18 protein-coding genes and 2 pseudogenes are annotated in these 17,185 nt (G+C 39.3%); 11 read left to right on the top strand and 9 right to left on the bottom strand.

Features of this window, described 5'->3' with window-relative positions:
• Positions 1-3: 3 nt before the first annotated feature.
• The 4 genes from nuoN to FTU71_RS05775 all read left to right on the top strand — a co-directional run bounded on the left by nuoN (position 4) and on the right by FTU71_RS05775 (position 3,302).
• Positions 4-1,497, top strand: coding sequence for an NADH-quinone oxidoreductase subunit NuoN (gene nuoN, locus FTU71_RS05790; RefSeq protein ID WP_180111642.1), 1,494 nt, complete (start codon positions 4-6; stop codon positions 1,495-1,497).
• Positions 1,498-1,623: 126 nt separating this feature from the next.
• Positions 1,624-2,259, top strand: a complete 636-nt coding sequence (gene upp / locus FTU71_RS05785) for a uracil phosphoribosyltransferase (protein WP_004975475.1) — start codon at positions 1,624-1,626, stop codon at positions 2,257-2,259.
• A gap of 81 nt (positions 2,260-2,340) precedes the next feature.
• On the top strand, positions 2,341-2,634 hold the full coding sequence (locus tag FTU71_RS05780; protein WP_004975478.1) for a cold-shock protein: 294 nt from the start codon (positions 2,341-2,343) through the stop codon (positions 2,632-2,634).
• A gap of 86 nt (positions 2,635-2,720) precedes the next feature.
• On the top strand, positions 2,721-3,302 hold the full coding sequence (locus tag FTU71_RS05775; protein WP_179994129.1) for a cold shock domain-containing protein: 582 nt from the start codon (positions 2,721-2,723) through the stop codon (positions 3,300-3,302).
• 34 nt (positions 3,303-3,336) lie between these two features.
• Here FTU71_RS05775 and gigC read toward each other — a convergent pair whose 3' ends face one another.
• On the bottom strand, positions 3,337-4,218 hold the full coding sequence (gigC, locus tag FTU71_RS05770; protein WP_004975482.1) for a LysR family transcriptional regulator GigC: 882 nt from the start codon (positions 4,216-4,218) through the stop codon (positions 3,337-3,339).
• An 85-nt stretch (positions 4,219-4,303) separates the two neighbouring features.
• On the opposite strand from gigC, the gene FTU71_RS05765 reads away from it, so the two are divergent.
• Entirely contained in the window at positions 4,304-5,065 is a 762-nt protein-coding gene (locus FTU71_RS05765; protein WP_179994130.1) for a ferredoxin--NADP reductase, read from the top strand.
• A 58-nt stretch (positions 5,066-5,123) separates the two neighbouring features.
• Positions 5,124-5,630: a hypothetical protein gene (locus FTU71_RS05760; protein ID WP_179994131.1), complete on the top strand. Its 507-nt coding sequence runs from the start codon at positions 5,124-5,126 to the stop codon at positions 5,628-5,630.
• Between the two features lie 199 nt (positions 5,631-5,829).
• Here the strand turns inward: FTU71_RS05760 and FTU71_RS05755 are convergent, their stop codons facing one another.
• Positions 5,830-6,252, bottom strand: a complete 423-nt coding sequence (locus FTU71_RS05755) for a hypothetical protein (protein WP_004975486.1) — start codon at positions 6,250-6,252, stop codon at positions 5,830-5,832.
• A gap of 201 nt (positions 6,253-6,453) precedes the next feature.
• Here FTU71_RS05755 and FTU71_RS05750 point away from each other — a divergent pair, with 201 nt between their 5' ends.
• The 4 genes from FTU71_RS05750 (at position 6,454) to FTU71_RS05735 (ending at position 9,311) form a co-directional block, all read left to right on the top strand.
• Entirely contained in the window at positions 6,454-6,732 is a 279-nt protein-coding gene (locus FTU71_RS05750) for a hypothetical protein (protein ID WP_004975487.1), read from the top strand.
• Between the two features lie 254 nt (positions 6,733-6,986).
• Positions 6,987-8,708: a mechanosensitive ion channel gene (locus FTU71_RS05745; protein ID WP_179994132.1), complete on the top strand. Its 1,722-nt coding sequence runs from the start codon at positions 6,987-6,989 to the stop codon at positions 8,706-8,708.
• 95 nt (positions 8,709-8,803) lie between these two features.
• Positions 8,804-8,974, top strand: a complete 171-nt coding sequence (locus FTU71_RS05740) for a hypothetical protein (RefSeq protein ID WP_004975491.1) — start codon at positions 8,804-8,806, stop codon at positions 8,972-8,974.
• Positions 8,975-9,143: 169 nt separating this feature from the next.
• The gene (locus FTU71_RS05735; protein ID WP_004975492.1) at positions 9,144-9,311 is read left to right on the top strand and encodes a hypothetical protein; all 168 of its coding nucleotides are present in this window, start codon (positions 9,144-9,146) and stop codon (positions 9,309-9,311) included.
• A 179-nt stretch (positions 9,312-9,490) separates the two neighbouring features.
• Here FTU71_RS05735 and FTU71_RS05730 read toward each other — a convergent pair whose 3' ends face one another.
• From FTU71_RS05730 to FTU71_RS05710, 5 genes and pseudogenes are all read right to left on the bottom strand, one after another.
• A complete protein-coding gene (locus tag FTU71_RS05730; RefSeq protein ID WP_167846177.1) occupies positions 9,491-10,687 on the bottom strand; it encodes an NAD(P)/FAD-dependent oxidoreductase in 1,197 nt (398 codons plus the stop codon).
• 53 nt (positions 10,688-10,740) lie between these two features.
• On the bottom strand, positions 10,741-11,613 hold the full coding sequence (locus FTU71_RS05725; protein WP_131261522.1) for a 1-aminocyclopropane-1-carboxylate deaminase/D-cysteine desulfhydrase: 873 nt from the start codon (positions 11,611-11,613) through the stop codon (positions 10,741-10,743).
• Between the two features lie 67 nt (positions 11,614-11,680).
• Positions 11,681-11,873: pseudogene (locus tag FTU71_RS05720) on the bottom strand (HlyD family secretion protein); the annotation flags it as partial.
• Positions 11,868-12,254: pseudogene (locus tag FTU71_RS05715) on the bottom strand (IS4 family transposase); the annotation flags it as partial. The pseudogenes FTU71_RS05715 and FTU71_RS05720, both read right to left, overlap by 6 nt.
• A gap of 135 nt (positions 12,255-12,389) precedes the next feature.
• Positions 12,390-14,012 (bottom strand): oleate hydratase, encoded by a 1,623-nt coding sequence (locus tag FTU71_RS05710; RefSeq protein WP_087545413.1) that lies wholly within the window; start codon positions 14,010-14,012, stop codon positions 12,390-12,392.
• Between the two features lie 356 nt (positions 14,013-14,368).
• Between FTU71_RS05710 and FTU71_RS05705 the strand changes: the two genes are divergently transcribed.
• On the top strand, positions 14,369-14,992 hold the full coding sequence (locus FTU71_RS05705; protein ID WP_180111640.1) for a LysE family translocator: 624 nt from the start codon (positions 14,369-14,371) through the stop codon (positions 14,990-14,992).
• A gap of 57 nt (positions 14,993-15,049) precedes the next feature.
• Here the strand turns inward: FTU71_RS05705 and FTU71_RS05700 are convergent, their stop codons facing one another.
• Positions 15,050-16,018 carry an MBL fold metallo-hydrolase gene (locus FTU71_RS05700; RefSeq protein WP_179994135.1) on the bottom strand — a complete coding sequence of 323 codons (969 nt, stop codon included), beginning with the start codon at positions 16,016-16,018 and terminating at the stop codon, positions 15,050-15,052.
• 28 nt (positions 16,019-16,046) lie between these two features.
• Complete coding sequence (locus tag FTU71_RS05695) at positions 16,047-17,006, bottom strand: hypothetical protein (protein WP_179994136.1); 960 nt, start codon at positions 17,004-17,006, stop codon at positions 16,047-16,049.
• Positions 17,007-17,185: the final 179 nt, after the last annotated feature.

Genomic DNA, 17,185 nt, shown 5'->3' with positions numbered 1-17,185 from the left:
GCCATGAACTTCACAATGTCATTTTCTGAGCTTATGCCTTTAGCTCCTGTGATGATCGTGGCTTTAACTGCGATTATCGTGATGATCCTTACTGCAATTAAGCGTAACCATAACTTAATTGCTACAGCATCAGTGGTGGGCTTGAACCTCGCTGCGGCTTACCTTTTACTCATGATGTTTGGCGGGAATTTTGCTCCTGCCAGCGTGATGGGCATGTTTATGATTGATCCGTTCACCTTGTTATATCAACTGGTGATTCTGATCGCTGCATTAGCATGTTCTACTTTGTCACATGCGTATATTGAAACGTATAAAGACAACCGCGAAGAACTCTACATCTTAATGTTGTGTTCAGTGGCGGGCGCTATGTTGATGGTGTCAAGCTCGCACTATGCGTCGTTCTTCATTAGCCTTGAGTTAATGTCAATTCCTGTTTATGGCTTATTGGCATACACTCACCAACGTTCTAAATCTTTAGAAGCAGGCGTGAAGTACTTAGTCTTGTCTGCAACCGCATCTGCAATGTTGCTTATGGGTATGGCGTACATTTATGCATACACTGGTTCATTGTCTTTCTATGACTCTGTACAAGCATTAATGCAAAATATCCAACAGCCATTGGTAGTTTTAGGTCTAGGCTTAATTGTCTTTGCTGTTGCATTTAAATTGTCGTTGGCACCATTCCACAAATGGACGCCAGACGTTTATGACGGTGCGCCTGCACCAATCGCAACCTTTCTTGCGACTGCAGCAAAAGTAGCAACCATTGGTTTGTTTGTACGTTACATTTTGGGTTCAGGTGCAATCCTGATCGAGTCAATTGTAACCATCATGACCATTATTGCTGTGCTTTCAATTTTGGTGGGTAACTTCCTAGCTGTACGTCAAGTTAACTTGAAGCGTATTTTGGCTTACTCATCTATTGCGCACTTTGGTTATTTGTTGATTGGTTTAATCAGCATGACCTATGCAAGTTTGGGCAATGTCAGCGTATATGTGATCACTTATGTATTGACCACCATTGGTGCGTTCGGTGCAGTGGCATTAATGTCTAGCCCGTATAACAACGTAGCTGAAGCAGAAAGCTTAGCAGACTACCGTGGTTTGTTCTGGCGTCGTCCTGTATTGACTGCTGTATTAACTGTCATGATGCTTTCTCTAGCAGGTATTCCACTCACTGCAGGCTTCATTGGTAAGTTCTTGGTGGTGATGGCTGCTGTTACGACTCAGCACTGGTTCTTAGCTGCGATGATCATCGTAGGTTCAGGTATTGGTTTGTACTATTACTTACGTGTAATGGTGGTGATGTATATGACACCGCCAGATGAACCAAAAATGGACGCTGTTGATCATTGGGGTCAAAAAGTGGGCGGTATTATGGTATTGGCTGCAGCTTTAGCGGTATTGGTGATTGGTGTTTATCCAGACCCAATTATCAAAATTGCACTTGAAGCTGAAATTTTGTCACCAATCCATTTCATGCTGTCACAGCAATAATTTGAAAGAAGTTTAACTTTCAGTCAAAAAGCCTTCATAAATTGAGGGCTTTTTGGTTTATATACACAATAAAAACAGCATATAATAAAATGATATTTGCTTTTCTTTCCTTTTAGGTGTTCTCCCGTGGCTATTCATGAAATCCGACATCCGCTTATTCGTCATAAATTAGGGCTATTACGTCGTGCTGATATCAGCACCAAAAACTTCCGTGAATTGGCACAAGAAGTCACCATGTTGCTGACTTATGAAGCGACCAAAGATTTGCCTATGGTCGAGCACGAAATTGCGGGTTGGAATGGTGCAGTCACTGTAGACCGTATTGCGGGTAAAAAAATTACGGTTGTGCCTATTTTACGTGCAGGTATTGGCATGTTAGATGGTTTCTTAAACTTGATTCCAAGTGCCAAAGTGTCTGTACTTGGCTTGGAACGTGATGAAGAAACTTTAGAAGCGCGTACGTACTACAAAAAATTAGTACCAGATGTACAAAACCGTATTGCGATGATTATTGACCCTATGCTTGCCACAGGTTCATCTTTAGTGGCAGCGATTGATTTGCTCAAAGCCAGTGGTTGTAAAGACATTCGTGTGATGGTTTTGGTTGCAGCGCCAGAAGGCATTCAACGTGTAGAAGCCGCGCATCCAGATGTGGTGATCTTTACTGCATCGGTAGATGAAGGTTTAAACCAAGATGGTTATATTGTGCCTGGCTTGGGTGATGCAGGCGATAAAATTTTTGGTTCAGTGCAAAAAGATTAAGCCGAATGTCGGTGAAAAAGAGGCATTAACTGCCTCTTTTTTATATACTCATATAAAGTGCAGCTCGTAAAAGGTTAAGCCATGAAATCTGAACAATATCAAGGGAAAATCAAACAATATAATGCCGAAAAAGGCTATGGATTTATTGCCGCACCTGAAGGTGAAGTGTTTTTCCATATCTCGGATTTTCCTGCGGCTGAAGGCGAGCCAAAGCGCAATGATCGCGTTAAATTTAATGTGGTTCAAAATGGTGATCGTTATAAAGCCATTAATATTGAACCTGTAGAAGATAAATCCAAAAAAGCAAAAAAAGCCAAAGCGGTTGCTGCGAATACGTCGATTACGTCTGCATTGTTATCAAACTTAAAGCGTTAGTTTTAAATGTTTTCATGCACAGAAAAGAGGCATTTTCGCCTCTTTTTTTGTACAATAATCAAAAATTAACGTGAAAAGAGTAATTTATGTTTTTAGAAGGGAAAATAAAAACTTATAACGAAGAACGAGGCTTTGGTTTTATTCAAATAGAAGGAGAGCCTAAAGATTTATTTTTTCATATTAAAGATTTTCCCAATAAAAATATTCCACTAAAAGTGGGAGAAAATCTAAAATTTCGTAAAGTAGAAGAAAATGGCAAGTTCAAAGCAGATAATATTGTCCGTCTAGATATTAAGGTTGCAGTCGAAAGGCATACACCTCAATCAAGGGCAATTCATACGACAAAGCAGAATCATAAAAGACAGCAGAAGTCTGAAAATAACTCATCCAATTTTGTGACTTATATGGGTATATTGATTATATTCGGCTTGGCTTATGCAGTATTTAATAAGTACCAAGCTTGGCAAAATAGTCAGCCTGAAGCTTTATCAGTACAAAAAGTAGTAGAAGTTCCTGTTGTTGAACAGAACTTTACTTGTGATGGGCGTGAGCACTGTAGTCAAATGACGTCTTACGAAGAAGCATTATTCTTTATACGAAATTGTCCAAATACTAAAATGGACGGTGATGGTGACGGCATACCGTGTGAGAGTCAGTTTAATCGCTAAAAAAAGAGTACCATCATCGGTACTCTTTTATAAACTATTTCGCGTCGCAAAACTTCATAAATGCCTTTAAGCCAGGCCCTTGGTATTTCTGACGATGCACCAACATGAATAACGGGCGCGTCAGTTGCCAGAAAGGTGTATCTAAAATCACCAATTGACCTTTTTCTAGTAAAGGTTCAATCGCCAATCGTGAAATACACGACATACCAATCCCACCTGCGACAATTTTTAAAATCGCTTCGTTATGACCCAAAGTTAAACGAATATTGGCATCAGGCAGGTCTTTTAAAATTGCATTGTCAAACACTTCACGGGTACCTGAACCTTCTTCACGTAAAATCCACTCGGCATCTTCAAAATCTGCAATGCTTAAAGCACGGTTTAACTGCGCTAGAGGATGACTTGGCGCACAGCACACTGCAAGTTCATCATCACGCCAATGAATACATTGGAGTTGGGGTAAGTGACAAGAACCTTCAATCAGTGCTAAATCTAGCTGAAATTGGTTTACAGCTTCAATCATTTGGCGGGTATTGCCCACTTGTAACTGTAAATGCGCCTGCGGCTGAATTTGCAAAAAGTCTGCCATTAAATCAGGCATCAAATAGTCACTAATGGTAAGAGTTGCACCTAAACGCAAATCAATACTTTGTAGCTCGCCTTTAGCGGCTTGCTCAAATGCTTCACAACGACCCAAAATTTCTAAGGCTTGTGGCAATAAAAAACGACCTAAATCGTTCAGCTGTAGGCGCTTACCCAAACGGTCAAACAGTGGAGCGCCTAAGCCATCTTCCAAATCTGCTAAGGCCATGCTTGCAGCACTTTGGGTGAGTTTAACGGCATCACTGGCTTTGGTTACTGTCCCTTCTTGGGCAACTGCTACAAAAACCGCCAACTGGCGTAAAGTCATGCGCATGAATCAAGCCTTAACATTTAAAAAATATTCATAAATTACCCCGACATGCTAACATGAGCACAGTCTTTCATGCCACGCTCAAATCATGTCAATTGAAAAATTTACTTTAGAAAAAGTGCTTTCGGTTCATCGTTGGACCAACACCTTGTTTAGCTTCACCATGACCCGACCTGCGCATTTTAAATTTACCGCAGGGCAGTTTGCACGTATCGGGTTAAAAGTGGGCGATGAATTGGTAGTACGTGCTTATTCGGTGGTGTCATCACCCTTTGATGAAACTTTAGAGTTTTTCTCGATTGTCGTGCCAGATGGTGCATTTACTTCTAACTTGCAGCACCTTCAAGTGGGGGATGAGCTGTACTTGGAAAAAATCCCTTATGGTTTTTTGACCTTGGCGCGTTATCAGTTGCCTGCGCCACACGATTTATGGTTGTTGGCCACAGGTACAGGTCTTGCACCGTTTTTATCCATGCTGCAAGATTTTGAAACGTGGACAAAATATCAATATATCTATTTGGTTTATAGTGTGCGCACCGAAGCCGAATTAGCTTATGTCGATAAAATTCACGAAATTGCCGAAACTTTTGGCGAAGGGCATACAGGCTTTGAGTTTATCCCAATTATCACTCGCGACCCTCAAGCTGCTTTGCATGATCGTTTGCCTGTATTAATTGCGAATGGCGAACTGGAACAGGCTGCAGGCAGTGTACTCAACCCTGAAACTAGCCATGTGATGTTATGCGGTAACCCTGCCATGGTTGATGATACCAAAGAAGCCTTAAAAGCACGTGGTTTAACCATGAATCGCCGCGGGGAAGGTAATATTGCAGTTGAAAATTATTGGTGAGGATGTGATACAACTATTCAAATATCAACTGTTCAAATATATAGCCAGCGCAGGGCTGATGTTTATAGTCGCACAAACCGTACAGGCTGAAACGGTGGAAACTCAGGTTGCTGTGCAAGATCACGTACTCATTTATGATGGGCCACTTAGCCCTGAAGCCAACGCACGTGCAGCGGAATTACTTAAACAGTCAGATAAAATTGATACCTTAAAAATCAACAGTCGGGGTGGCGAGATCGGCTTAGGTATTGATTTGGGCAATTTGGTCTTTGACCATCAACTTAATGTAGAAGTTGCGCAGTATTGCTTTTCTTCTTGTGCTAATTATGTGTTTCCTGCGGGCAAAGTAAAATATTTAAACTTGCGTAGTCAGTTGGGTTGGCATGGTGGCAGTTTGCAAAAAATGCAATTTGAAAGTGCCGAAATGGAACAAATGTATAATGAATATATTGGCCCAATCCGTGCAAAGGAAACCGCTTTTTTTCAGAAAATTAAAGTTCAGCAAAGCTCAACCATTGCAGGGCAGACTCCTGAATATGAAAAATATCAAGCGCTATACATCTAAGAAAATGCGAAGTTTTGGCATAGATCAGGTGCGTTATAAACAATGGCTATGGTTGCCTAAAGCGCGCTTTGAAAATAAGTGTATTTTCACCATTCGCTAAAACATGGTTGTTCAAGTTATTTCATCATCTACAAAAAACCTCATCTACTGTTTGGCAGATGAGGTTTTTTGATATTCGTGCGGCTCAATTTTAAAATAATTAATGCACAAACATATCCATATATTCGCGGATTTCCTGAATCGCGCTATCGACATCGCTACTTAGCCAAGTCGGTTCAAAAAAACCTGCATAATGCTCTAAGCGCTCTTGAGGAACCACCAAACGCACAGGACATTCTTCTTCAAGTAAGCGCCACGGTAAAATTGGCACTTCATTATCCAGAAATGCAGCAATGTTGCGAATATCAATGATCATGGCATTCACACAATCTGGAAATGGCATGACCGAAAATTCTTCGGTACGACGACGGAAATATTCCAAATCGCCCCATTTGAGCAGATAGCTGGGCTTGCTAAATTCAATAATACCAATGAGATGCCCATCACGGGTATAGTGCAAGGCACATTGATGAGTGACGTCAGTGTCAAGATCAAGCGATACACTTTGTTGACGATACGCCATAAAGTTCAAAGTACACAAAAAAACGGTACGTGATTATAGCGCATTTCCCCGTGAGAGGCAGCTTTGTCGATATTGGGCAACATAGGTGGTACTTGAGGTATATTACATCTTTTCACCATCTTGCTATGTATTGTCACACAATAAGCGTGAGGAGCTTGTTAGTATGAAAATTCATCAGATAAATACATAAGTGAGGGGAACATGCCGCATGATTTCAATAAACCACCTCATGTAAACTCAGCTGAAGACATTAAGCGAAAAAAACGTATTCCAGTCTATATGCTTCTACTGGTGGGAATCTTTTTATTGGCATTGCTGATTTACATGATGGCGGATCGCAATCCGAGTCCGAGCGAAGCACCTCCTGGACATCCTAATCCAACCGTACAACAAGCAACGCCAAATAGCACGACAACGGGCACAGCTGGAGATGAAGCACGTGCAGAGGACAGCAATACTGCAACAGCAACAGATCGGTAGTTTAGCCTAAGCGTCAAAAAATCGTATTTACAAATTCAGCCTTGCCTAGATGCAGGGCTTTTTTGTGGATTTTCGCAAGGTTTATTATCCCTCCTTTGTAGAATTGTTGCGATTCTGCATCCCAAGGTTGAATAAAAAATATGCAAATTCTATGGTGGGTAGAGCTTTACTCAATAATTTGAATCGATAAAAAGCAGTTTTGCGCTGTAGTGCAAACCTAAAAATGAAGCTAATCACCATGAGGATTAAACAAGATGAATGATTATTTTAATGGGAACCTACATGGCAGAGGTTTTGATGCCATGTATTATTGGGAGCAATTTCAACCCATTTTAGCTGCAGTCGCAATTTTACTTGTCGGGTGGGTGATTGCATTATTGGTTGCGGGTGGAATTAAAAAGGTTCTACAAAAATTAGGTACCGATCAAAAATTATCAAATGCAACGGGGCATCGTTCAAATATTGAAGTGATTGTGTCGCGGGTCGTGTTTTGGGTGATTTTAATTATTGCGGTCATTGGTGCGCTGAATGTGTTGAATCTGACCAGTGTCAGTGGGCCATTCAGTAATATGATTCAGCAGTTCTTACTGTTTATTCCTTCTTTACTGGCTGCTGTAGCCGTTGCTTTTATTGGGTGGATTTTGGCAAATCTGGTCAAAGTGGGGATGCAAAAACTGTTGGCACGTACTCAGTTGGATGAAAAACTCAGCGCCGATGTGGGTGTGAGTGGCTTAAGTCAAAATATCAGTGAAATTGTTTATTGGCTGATTTTATTGCTGTTCTTGCCAATTGTGCTGTCAATTTTAGGCTTAAACGGTCTGTTGTTCCCTGTGCAAAACATGGTGAATGAAGTTGTGCTGTATTTACCGAACATCTTCATTGCAGGTGTGATTGTTTTTGTAGGATACATTCTGGCAAAAATTGTTCGTGGCATTGTCGAAGGTTTATTGGGTAGCTTGAATATTCAACAGCATGCTGAAAAAGTTGGCATCTTCAAAAATTCAAATTTACCTAAATTACTCGGTTCGTTTGTTTTCGCCTTGGTGATCATCACCGCCTTGATTATTGGTTTTGAGGCACTTGGAATTGAAGCCATTTCGCAGCCTGCGACAGCCATGCTGTATGAAATTATGAATGCGATCCCGCATATTATTGCGGCAGGTCTGATTCTTATTTTGGCTTATGTGGTGTCGCGTTTTGTAGCCAATATTGTGGTGGAAGTGGTTGCAGGTACAGGAGTCGATGATATTCCTGCCAAACTCGACTTACAGCGCTTTTTAGGTACGACTAAAATTTCATGTGTGGTTGGTTATCTGATCGTATTCTTTACCATGCTATTTGCGGTATCTGAAGCGGCGAACCGTTTGGGCTTTGATCAAGTCAGCGGCTTGATTGCCATGTTTATCCAATTTGGTGCAGATATTCTGCTGGGTGCTGTCATTTTGGTGGTGGGTTTCTGGCTTGCGAATTTGGTTGCCAAAGTGGTACAGCGCGGTGAATATAACAGCTCGCGTTGGTTGGCAAACTTAGTCCGTATTTTAATTATGGGCTTGGTGGTTGCCATGGGCTTACGCGCGATGGGTATTGCAGACTCGATTGTGAACTTGGCTTTTGGTTTAACCCTCGGTTCTGTTGCAGTGGCTTTCGCACTTGCCTTTGGTTTAGGTGGTCGTCAACCTGCAGAACGTGTGTTAACTGATTTGATTGATAAAGCTAAACGTGAGGCAAATCAACCGAATCCTTTGCACAAGACAGAAACGGCAACGTCAGCATCAAATGTGATGACACCTATTGTATCTGAGCAGCCACAAGCGTCTGTAAGTGATGTGACTACAACACCTGAAGCGGCAACTGATCATGCTGTGCCAGATACGTTAAAGGTTGATCCTGAACATCCACCAGTCAATAACCCATTTGGTTCGACAGGTGAGGCTGAACCAGATGTTGATGAACATCCAAAAAATGACCCGAAATAACCTGTTCAAATTTTGATTTGAATCGCTAAGATGATCGACCAATCACCGTATTGGTCGATTTCTTTTCGGTATTCATTAAAAAAGAGGAAACGATAATGTCCAAATCAGCACCCGATAAGTTTTTTGCCCCAATCGTGATTGCTGGCATCACCATCGGCTTTTTTGTTGCAGCCTATAAATTTGTTTTTGCCAAGCCAGAAGCCACCGCAAAACCAACTGAAAATGTTGAGAAAAATCATCCAAAAGAGGATAGACCAAGCTCTTAAATTATGTTAAAAATTAATCAACTTTGGCAGGAATGAGCCAAAGACTGATTTGGATAAATCAGATCAATAACTTGGAAAGCTTGATGAGGGTTTAAGGGAAAAATAAAAAACTTGGGTTTTAACCAAGCTGAAATATTTGAGTCTTAAAATTCGCGCAAGGATGACAATAATGAGAGAAATCAATATGCTAAACAAATTACGTATCAGTTTAAAAGTTCAAGTGGCAAATTCGTTACCTATGCATCAACAAAATGCTGTGCTTAAAATGCAGCAAACTGAATCACGTTTGGCAAATACGCCAAAATTGGTATTATTTCGTACCGATTATTTAGAATAAAATAACAGGATTCACGTATTGCTAAGTCTTTATAGTACGTGACGGTGTTAAAGAAAAAGCCAGTTTAGAAAAACTGGCTTTTGTCATTTTGCAATTTGATTAGCAAGATCAATATTGCTCTGTTTAGACTGGAGGCATTCCTAGTTCATACCTTATTCGCATGTCATTTGGAAGCTAGCTTAAACGTACTCCGATGCCGCATGTGCAGATGACCACGCCCATTGGAAATTATAGCCGCCCAAATGTCCTGTTACATCTAAGACTTCTCCGACAAAATACAAGCCTTTTTGTTTTTTACTTTCCATGGTTTTAGAGGAAACTTCTTGGGTATCGACTCCGCCTAAAGTGACTTCGGCAGTACGATAACCTTCTGTGCCCGATGGTTTGACTTCAAAGGCATTTAAACGTGCTGCAATCTGTTCTAGTTTTTCATCACTGATATTGCCAATTGCCGTTTCAGAGAGCGTAGGCCAGATCAGTTGCTGCAATTCAGCCACTACACTTTTTGGCAAATGTTCGCTGAGCAAGGTGCGTAGTAAAACTTTAGGACTGCTTTGCTTTTTGTTTTTAAAAAAGTCATAGAGTTCTAAGTATGGCAAAAAGTTAATTTTAAAACTTTGTCCGACATCCCAATAATTAGAAAGCTGTAAGGCGCTTGGCCCACTCAAACCACGATGGGTAAATAGCAATGCTTCGGTAAAACTATTTAATGAATTTGATAAAGTCGCATCCACCGCATTACCGCTTAAACGTGTAGTGACTTCTTTAAAGCTGTCTGAGAAGGTAAAAGGCACTAAACCTGCACGGGTCGGGTAAACACGATGACCAAACTGTTTAGCAATTTCATAGCCAATTCCAGAGCCACCTAAAGTTGGAATAGATAAACCACCTGTGGCTACAACCACAGCGCTTGCTTGGAAATACCCTAAAGTCGTTGCAATTTGGAAACCTTGATCATCTAGGGCATTCACAGCTTTGACTTCACAATTAGTTTGAATATTGACCAGATTGGTTTTTTCACATTCGGCTAAGAGCATGGCTAAAATTTCTTTAGCGCCGTTTAAGGTGAATAATTGTCCGTGTTTACGTTCTTCATATTCAATGCCGTATTCGCAGACCAAACCAATAAAATCCCAATTGGTATAACGGGTGAGTGCAGAAATGACAAAGTGTGGATTATGTGAAATATAATGGTTTGGCTCGACTTCTAAGTTGGTAAAGTTACATTTACCACCACCCGACATTAGAATTTTTTTGCCCACTTTATTGGCCTTTTCCAGTACCACAACCGAACGCCCACGTTTGCCTGCTTCAGCAGCCAACATCAAGCCTGATGCACCTGCACCTAAAACAACAACATCAACCTGATGAACCATGAGTATTACTCGGTAGACGAAAAGCGAGTAATTATAAAAGATTTGTGGGGGTTTTAATATGCTTTAAGCTTTCCTTGCAAGCCACCTGTATGAATGGCCAGGATTCGAGTGTGGGCAGGGAAATGATTGTGCTGGATTAAATCAAGAAGTCCCATCATCATTTTACCTGTATAAATGTGTTCGAGTGGAATTTGATATTTTTGCTCAAAATTTTGAATAAATTTCAATAATTCAGGTGTAGTTTTGGCATAGCCGCCACCACAATAGGCATCGGTTAAAGACCAATTGCTTTTATCGGTCCATTGTTGAATGTCCTGTTTGAGAAAATCACCTTTCAAGGCTGAAAACCCTAAAACTTGCTGTTGTTCCGAGCTACTTTCAATGATGCCCACAATTGTTCCACCAGTACCCACAGCACAACAAATTACGTCATAATTTTCTAAATCATCAGGGGAGAGGATTTCCTGTGTCCCTTGAATGGCAAGGGAATTGCTTCCACCCTCTGGAATAATAAAGGCTTGAGGATATTGCTGTTGAAGTTGTTGTAAATATTCCACTTCATGGCGCAGACGATATTCGGCTCGGCTGACAAAATGCAGTTGCATGCCAAAATCTTGCGCTGTTTGTAGGGTAGGATTTAAGTCTTGGGTCGCAAGTTCTTGACCACGAATGATGCCAATACTTTGAAAGCCAAAGCGTTGAGCTGCATAAGCCGTTGCTGCAATATGATTGGAAAATGCACCGCCAAAAGTGAGGACTTGAGAAAAACCTTGCTGTTGTGCTGCCAAGAGGTTGTATTTGAGTTTAAAAAACTTGTTGCCCGAAATCTGGGGATGAATCTGATCAAGGCGTTTGATGGTCAGTTGAACAGGCTGGGGAAGTTCTAATGTTTGATAAGGGGTAGGAAAAGCAATGTGATCAAACATTTTTTGCGAACGAGAAATGAATTTGACCACATTGTAAATGTATTTGATTGAGAATGTCAGTGTTGGTTTATGAGTCGGTATCCACCGACGTGATCACCGACATACCAGGGCGTAGATTTTCGATCCCTTTTTGATTCGGATCAATGGTGATACGTACCGCTATACGTTGAACGACTTTGGTAAAATTTCCTGTGGGATTGTCAGGTTTAAGTACACTGAACTCTGAACCCGCAGCGGGGGGAAATCTGTTCCACATGGCCTGGCTCATTGAGCAATGTCCAAACAATAGGTATCGCTATTCCACGATAGACGATAGCTAACATCAAGATATTGATATCTCGTTTTCCCCATTTCCAGTTGGTTCTATCCAAAGTTAATTGGACTTTATCGAATAAAAATATATTGAAAATTAATTGAGAAATTTGACGATAATCGAAATACTGATCTGCAAAGAAGCGTTGTATACGTCGATAAAATGATTGTGGTAAGCACGTGATGGGTAAGGCTTTAGATGCAGAAGAAAGATTACATGTCTGTTTTACAATTAATGCAAGCATAATCAGTGTAAAACATTTTACATGTGACTTGTTTCACTTTAGATATTTGTTTAAGATGAGATGTAACTCATTGAAATGTGTCATCATATTCGTCGTTAGAAAACAAGTATTATGCCATTATTTAAATGAGTTATCTTTTTTTGTCGTGTACAAAGATCATTTTATCAAAATAAGTTGAATAACCATAGGGCAGCAATTTACCCTATGGCTTTTTAAAATTTAATGAAAAACTGCTTCCAAAGCATTTAAGCCAACTTTAGGATCGAGTAAACCATTGTAAATCTCTGGAATTTCACGTTCGACACCTAAGAGCTGATAAATGGCAATCATGGCACAACGTACGGAATATTCCACAGTGAAAACCACATCATCTTCAAGCTCTACGAATTGACCTAAGAAAGCAAAGTTGACCGCATTTTCTGGAATGACCAATGGACGATCACCTGCTTTACGACATGCAAATAGGGCAGAAGCATAAGGCATCATTACTGTGGTAATGTCGGTATGTGCCAACACATGATCCAAGATGTCATCGAAACCAAGTTGATGAATCAACTCAATTAAAATCTCTTGACCCGTCGCTTCACTCATCGGTTTTTTAATGTAATCGCCGATATGGTCAATTTCAAAACCATAACCCCATAAGGTGAATTTACCTTCTGGTAAGTCAGCAAAATGCGGTTGAGCTGGAACGACCACAGATAGATGCCAACCAGATTCAAACCAAGTCATGAGTGCACCAGTACCCGGTTCATTTCCTGTGTAATCAATAATCCGTTTTAGCAGCACATCATCATGCATGGTGAGCGTAAAGGATTTCCATTTATGCTCATCAATGTTGCCATAGAAGGTCATTGGACGACCAAAATCAGGAGCTTTTTGAGCCAATGTTTCCCACAAACGCCAGCCATGATCTTGTCGATCACGAATCAGCTCAGGAACATCGAATTTATCGCCATAACGTGAATCAGCCGTAATCGAACCTAAAGTAAAGAGCGCAAGATCATGCTCACCCAGTTGAATTTGTTCAGTGCCTTCTGGAATGTTGACATAAAGTTGGGTTGCCTTACGTTCCTTCGTTTGGGCATCTTCGACAAAGTCTGCATCTGTGACATAACTACCGAAACGAACATCAACGCCTTGTTCCACCAACCAGCGTTGTAGAGGATGAATCATTGAATCATATTGATTGTATTTAGTTCGTTTCACACCTGCTAAGGTATGGATGCGTGGTAATTCTTGAATGAAACGTAGAAAATAACGGCGTAATTCCGCTGCGCTATGCCATTTTTGAAAGGCAAACGTGGTTCGCCACATCCGCCAAAAATTACTTTGGAAAAATGCATCATCAAAAAATTCATCAATACGGCGACTACCGATACGATCTTCTTTTAATGCCAGTAGACGTAACATTTGAGCACGGTTGAGCGTTGATAATCCCAATTTTTGAGCTTCTGCAATAATATGATTTGAGTCGATCAAACGTGCTTGAGCATTGGTTTTAACTTGTTCGTTAAATTCACGACATTCTTCACGAACAGAAATGTCTGGATTTTCTAAAGATGGGATGCTTGAAAATAAATCCCAAGTACACAAATAAGTTTCATCAGTTAGCATACGTCCACCACGTGTGACCCATGCTTGGTTCGGATTAAGTGGATTATGTCCACCATCCATCGAACCACCAGAAACATTCAATTCTTCTAAAATATGGATATGTTCGGCTGGCACTTTAGCATCACGAATCGCAAAAGCAGCAGCAGCCATACCAGCTATGCCTCCACCTACAATCCAAAGATGTGATTTAGAGCGGTCTAATGTTTTCAGTCTTTTATTTTGCATCTGATGTGCCTCGTTTGTAGTTCTAAAGAAAATTAAAGCCGTAATTTTATTATGGGATTATGTGTTTTAAAAATATATGAAAGTTCTGCTAAAAATCGATGATAAATTATTATCAGAAAAAAACTTTAATAGAAAAAATGGATGCACAATAAAATTTTACTGTTCATATGCTATGGTTTAACTGTTTGATATTGAAATTAAATTGAGTTTTTACTCTATTTTTGGTTTTTTACTAAATATCAAATTGCTTGAAAAATCCGTAAATTTATAAACAGAAATCAAAAAAATTATATCTTCTATTATGGTTTTTTAAGTAAAATAAATAGTTGAAAATTATTCTAATATTGAGGTTTATCTTGGAATCATTATTGATTTTAGGCTCTATTACTTTGGCATTAATGTTGGGGGCAATTAGTCCTGGTCCTACGTTTATTTATGTTGCCAAAAACTCAATTGCGATTTCACGTAAACATGGCTTATTTACTGCGCTTGGTACGGGCACGGGTGCAGCATTATTTGGTTTGCTTGCGGTGATGGGATTACAGGCAATCTTACTTGCAGTGCCTTCAGCATATTTGGCTTTAAAAATCTTTGGTGGTCTGTATTTACTTTGGCTGGCATATAAAATTATTAAACATGCAAAAGAACCCATGGAAGCTGTAAATGGTGCAGTCAAGACCATGAGTTATACGCAAGCATTTCGTTTAGGACTGATTACCCAACTCAGTAACCCTAAAATTGCGATTATCCTTGCCAGTATTTTTACGGCGTTATTGCCGAAAGAAATCCCAACTTATTTCTATGTGGTGTTGCCAGTTTTGTGTTTCTTTATTGATGCGGGTTGGTATTCTCTAGTGGCTGTTGCATTGTCAGCAGAAGGACCATGCAAAGTGTATTTAAAATCTAAAGCTGTTTTTGATCGTATCGCAGGTGGAGTGATGACTTTGCTTGGATTGAAACTGATCTTTGGAATGAAGTGATAAAAGAAGCGACCAAGAAGGTCGCTTTTTTTATGGGCTAATTCTAAATAAAAACATTTAATCTTGGAAATGAGTTGGAATCCATTGATAGCTTTTTCCATCAGCTGAATAAATATGCCCAATACCCGGAAATGGTAAATGTGGTGCAGCAATGGTTTGACCATTTTTAGCAAAATTTGCAAATTGCTTTAAGCGAGTTTCAACGGCTTTTTTCGGGTCAATATCATATTCGATTGCAGTTTCAGGTCGATCAAACTGAACAGTGTGTGAATGAACAATATCTCCAATAAACACGATGCTTTCACCTTTGCTTTTTAGCTCATAGCTAAAATGCCCCGGTGTATGTCCAGCCGTATTAATGACTTTAAAACCTTGAATGTCGTCACCGAGTTTATAAGTTTTGAAGCGTTGCTTGTCTTGGTACGGGGCAATGGCTTGTTTAATGTGTTTCACAGTTCCTTCGTAACCCGCTTGTTTTTCTTTTGGAAGCTTGGCTGCCTGTTTGGGATCTAACCAATAACCGGCTTCGTCACTAGAAACATATACGGTTGCATTTGGAAAGTTGGCTTTCCCATCTTTACTGATGCCACAGACATGATCAGGGTGTAAATGTGTGAGTAGAATCGTATCAACTTGCTCTGGTTGATAGCCTGATGCTTTTAGGTTGGTCAATACTGAACCTAGATGTGAGCCGAAACAACTCGCTGCACCACTATCGACTAAAACCAGTGATGTCCCTGTATTGACGAGGAAGGCATTTACTGAGGTCTGTATACCTTTCTCTTGATCTGCATAGTATTTCTTTAAAATCTCGTGAACTTGTTGTTGTGGGATACCTTTAAACAAGCTTGGTGACATAAAATTTGTACCATCGAGCAGGGCAGTGATTTGTAGATCACCGACTTGGTGTTGGTAAAAACCTGAGACTTGTTTCGGTGCTGTGATGGTTGTTGGTTCAGTTGCTTGGGTGCTGAGGGATGTTGTACCAAGGGTTAGGGTGAGGAAAAGAAGTTTTAAAGTTTTCATAGGATTTTTACATTTTTGAAATTTAAGTTTAGAAGTTAGCAATTTCAGAGGGAATATAAATAAATTTTTGTATTTCATCAGATGTAATTATTGCATCTTCACCATCATTGTAATTATAAAAAAACTCTTCAGGAATACGATATTCTTGATTTTCAAGGGTAAAACTATAATCTAAAACATGTACTTTAGCATTTTTCATGGTGACCCAATTACCATTTTTATCTTGATATGGAATATCATGTAAAGTTTTTAATCTTCTTAGTTTGTAACCGTTTTCTAATTTTTCTGGTTCTAAAGCTTTAACTATATTTCTATCATTTGTATTATAAATATTCCAAGGTTTATTATTTTCCTCTAAGCCATTAAATTGATAGGAAATGTCACCATTTTTCTTTTTTTCAATATAGTTTGCTAATTTTAATTCATTTTTTAATCTATGATATAAGTTATTTAAAATAATTTGATTATATAGATATTTCATATTATTTTTTAAACTATACCAAACTAAATAAACTAGTGTATTTAATCCTTTAAGCGAAATAATAATTTGTTCCTGATCATCTTGGCTTATTACTAAATCATTCGAGTCCCATCTTAAATTATCTGTTTTATCATGTTGAAATTTATTTCTTATAATTCTTATTAACTCATAGCATTGTGGAATTATAATTTCATCACCAAAATGCTCTTTGATTCTTTCTAAAATTTTAATAAATTTTCCACCATTAAGATCAGGAAATTGTTCAGTAATTTGAGAATTTAGACTATGAAATGCCATTTCAAGTTTGGCTAAAGCCTGTACTTTTTCATCAATAGGGAAAGTTGTTGGACCAGACATAGTGCTTGAAACAGAAATGTTATGTCTTGATACTAGTGTTCCATTTTCATCCACGCTAACTTCAATATGAGAAGTATCTTTGAAGATCTTTTGAGGATTTAGAAAATCTAAAAAATTAGTGTATAAATTATTTGAATTATATATGAACATATTTTTCCGCTTTTTAGGAGACTAATCTAACAAATAAATATTTAAGCATAAATTAACCCCAGTTACGGATAAGCCAAAGATTTAATCACATGAATTTTAGGCTTATTCTTTTGGCAAAGTTGATACGCACATAGTGAAGAAAATACGCCTGCTAAAAAACCAGCAATCGAACGATGTTT

It is taken from the genome of Acinetobacter sp. YH12136, assembly GCF_013418545.1.
GTDB lineage: Bacteria > Pseudomonadota > Gammaproteobacteria > Pseudomonadales > Moraxellaceae > Acinetobacter > Acinetobacter towneri.
Note: the sequence above shows the minus strand (reverse complement) of the source record. Positions and strands in the feature narration are given on the sequence as shown.

Coding starts and splice junctions, on each gene's coding strand:
- FTU71_RS05780 (WP_004975478.1), top strand. CDS start 2,341: ATGAAATCTGAACAATATCAAGGGAAAATCAAACAATATAATGCCGAA.
- FTU71_RS05740 (WP_004975491.1), top strand. CDS start 8,804: ATGTCCAAATCAGCACCCGATAAGTTTTTTGCCCCAATCGTGATTGCT.
- FTU71_RS05765 (WP_179994130.1), top strand. CDS start 4,304: ATGTCAATTGAAAAATTTACTTTAGAAAAAGTGCTTTCGGTTCATCGT.
- nuoN (WP_180111642.1), top strand. CDS start 4: ATGAACTTCACAATGTCATTTTCTGAGCTTATGCCTTTAGCTCCTGTG.
- FTU71_RS05725 (WP_131261522.1), bottom strand. CDS start 11,613: ATGTTTGATCACATTGCTTTTCCTACCCCTTATCAAACATTAGAACTT.
- FTU71_RS05775 (WP_179994129.1), top strand. CDS start 2,721: ATGTTTTTAGAAGGGAAAATAAAAACTTATAACGAAGAACGAGGCTTT.
- FTU71_RS05710 (WP_087545413.1), bottom strand. CDS start 14,012: ATGCAAAATAAAAGACTGAAAACATTAGACCGCTCTAAATCACATCTT.
- FTU71_RS05730 (WP_167846177.1), bottom strand. CDS start 10,687: ATGGTTCATCAGGTTGATGTTGTTGTTTTAGGTGCAGGTGCATCAGGC.
- FTU71_RS05760 (WP_179994131.1), top strand. CDS start 5,124: ATGTTTATAGTCGCACAAACCGTACAGGCTGAAACGGTGGAAACTCAG.
- FTU71_RS05695 (WP_179994136.1), bottom strand. CDS start 17,006: ATGTTCATATATAATTCAAATAATTTATACACTAATTTTTTAGATTTT.
- FTU71_RS05735 (WP_004975492.1), top strand. CDS start 9,144: ATGAGAGAAATCAATATGCTAAACAAATTACGTATCAGTTTAAAAGTT.
- FTU71_RS05755 (WP_004975486.1), bottom strand. CDS start 6,252: ATGGCGTATCGTCAACAAAGTGTATCGCTTGATCTTGACACTGACGTC.
- FTU71_RS05700 (WP_179994135.1), bottom strand. CDS start 16,018: ATGAAAACTTTAAAACTTCTTTTCCTCACCCTAACCCTTGGTACAACA.
- FTU71_RS05750 (WP_004975487.1), top strand. CDS start 6,454: ATGCCGCATGATTTCAATAAACCACCTCATGTAAACTCAGCTGAAGAC.
- gigC (WP_004975482.1), bottom strand. CDS start 4,218: ATGCGCATGACTTTACGCCAGTTGGCGGTTTTTGTAGCAGTTGCCCAA.
- FTU71_RS05745 (WP_179994132.1), top strand. CDS start 6,987: ATGAATGATTATTTTAATGGGAACCTACATGGCAGAGGTTTTGATGCC.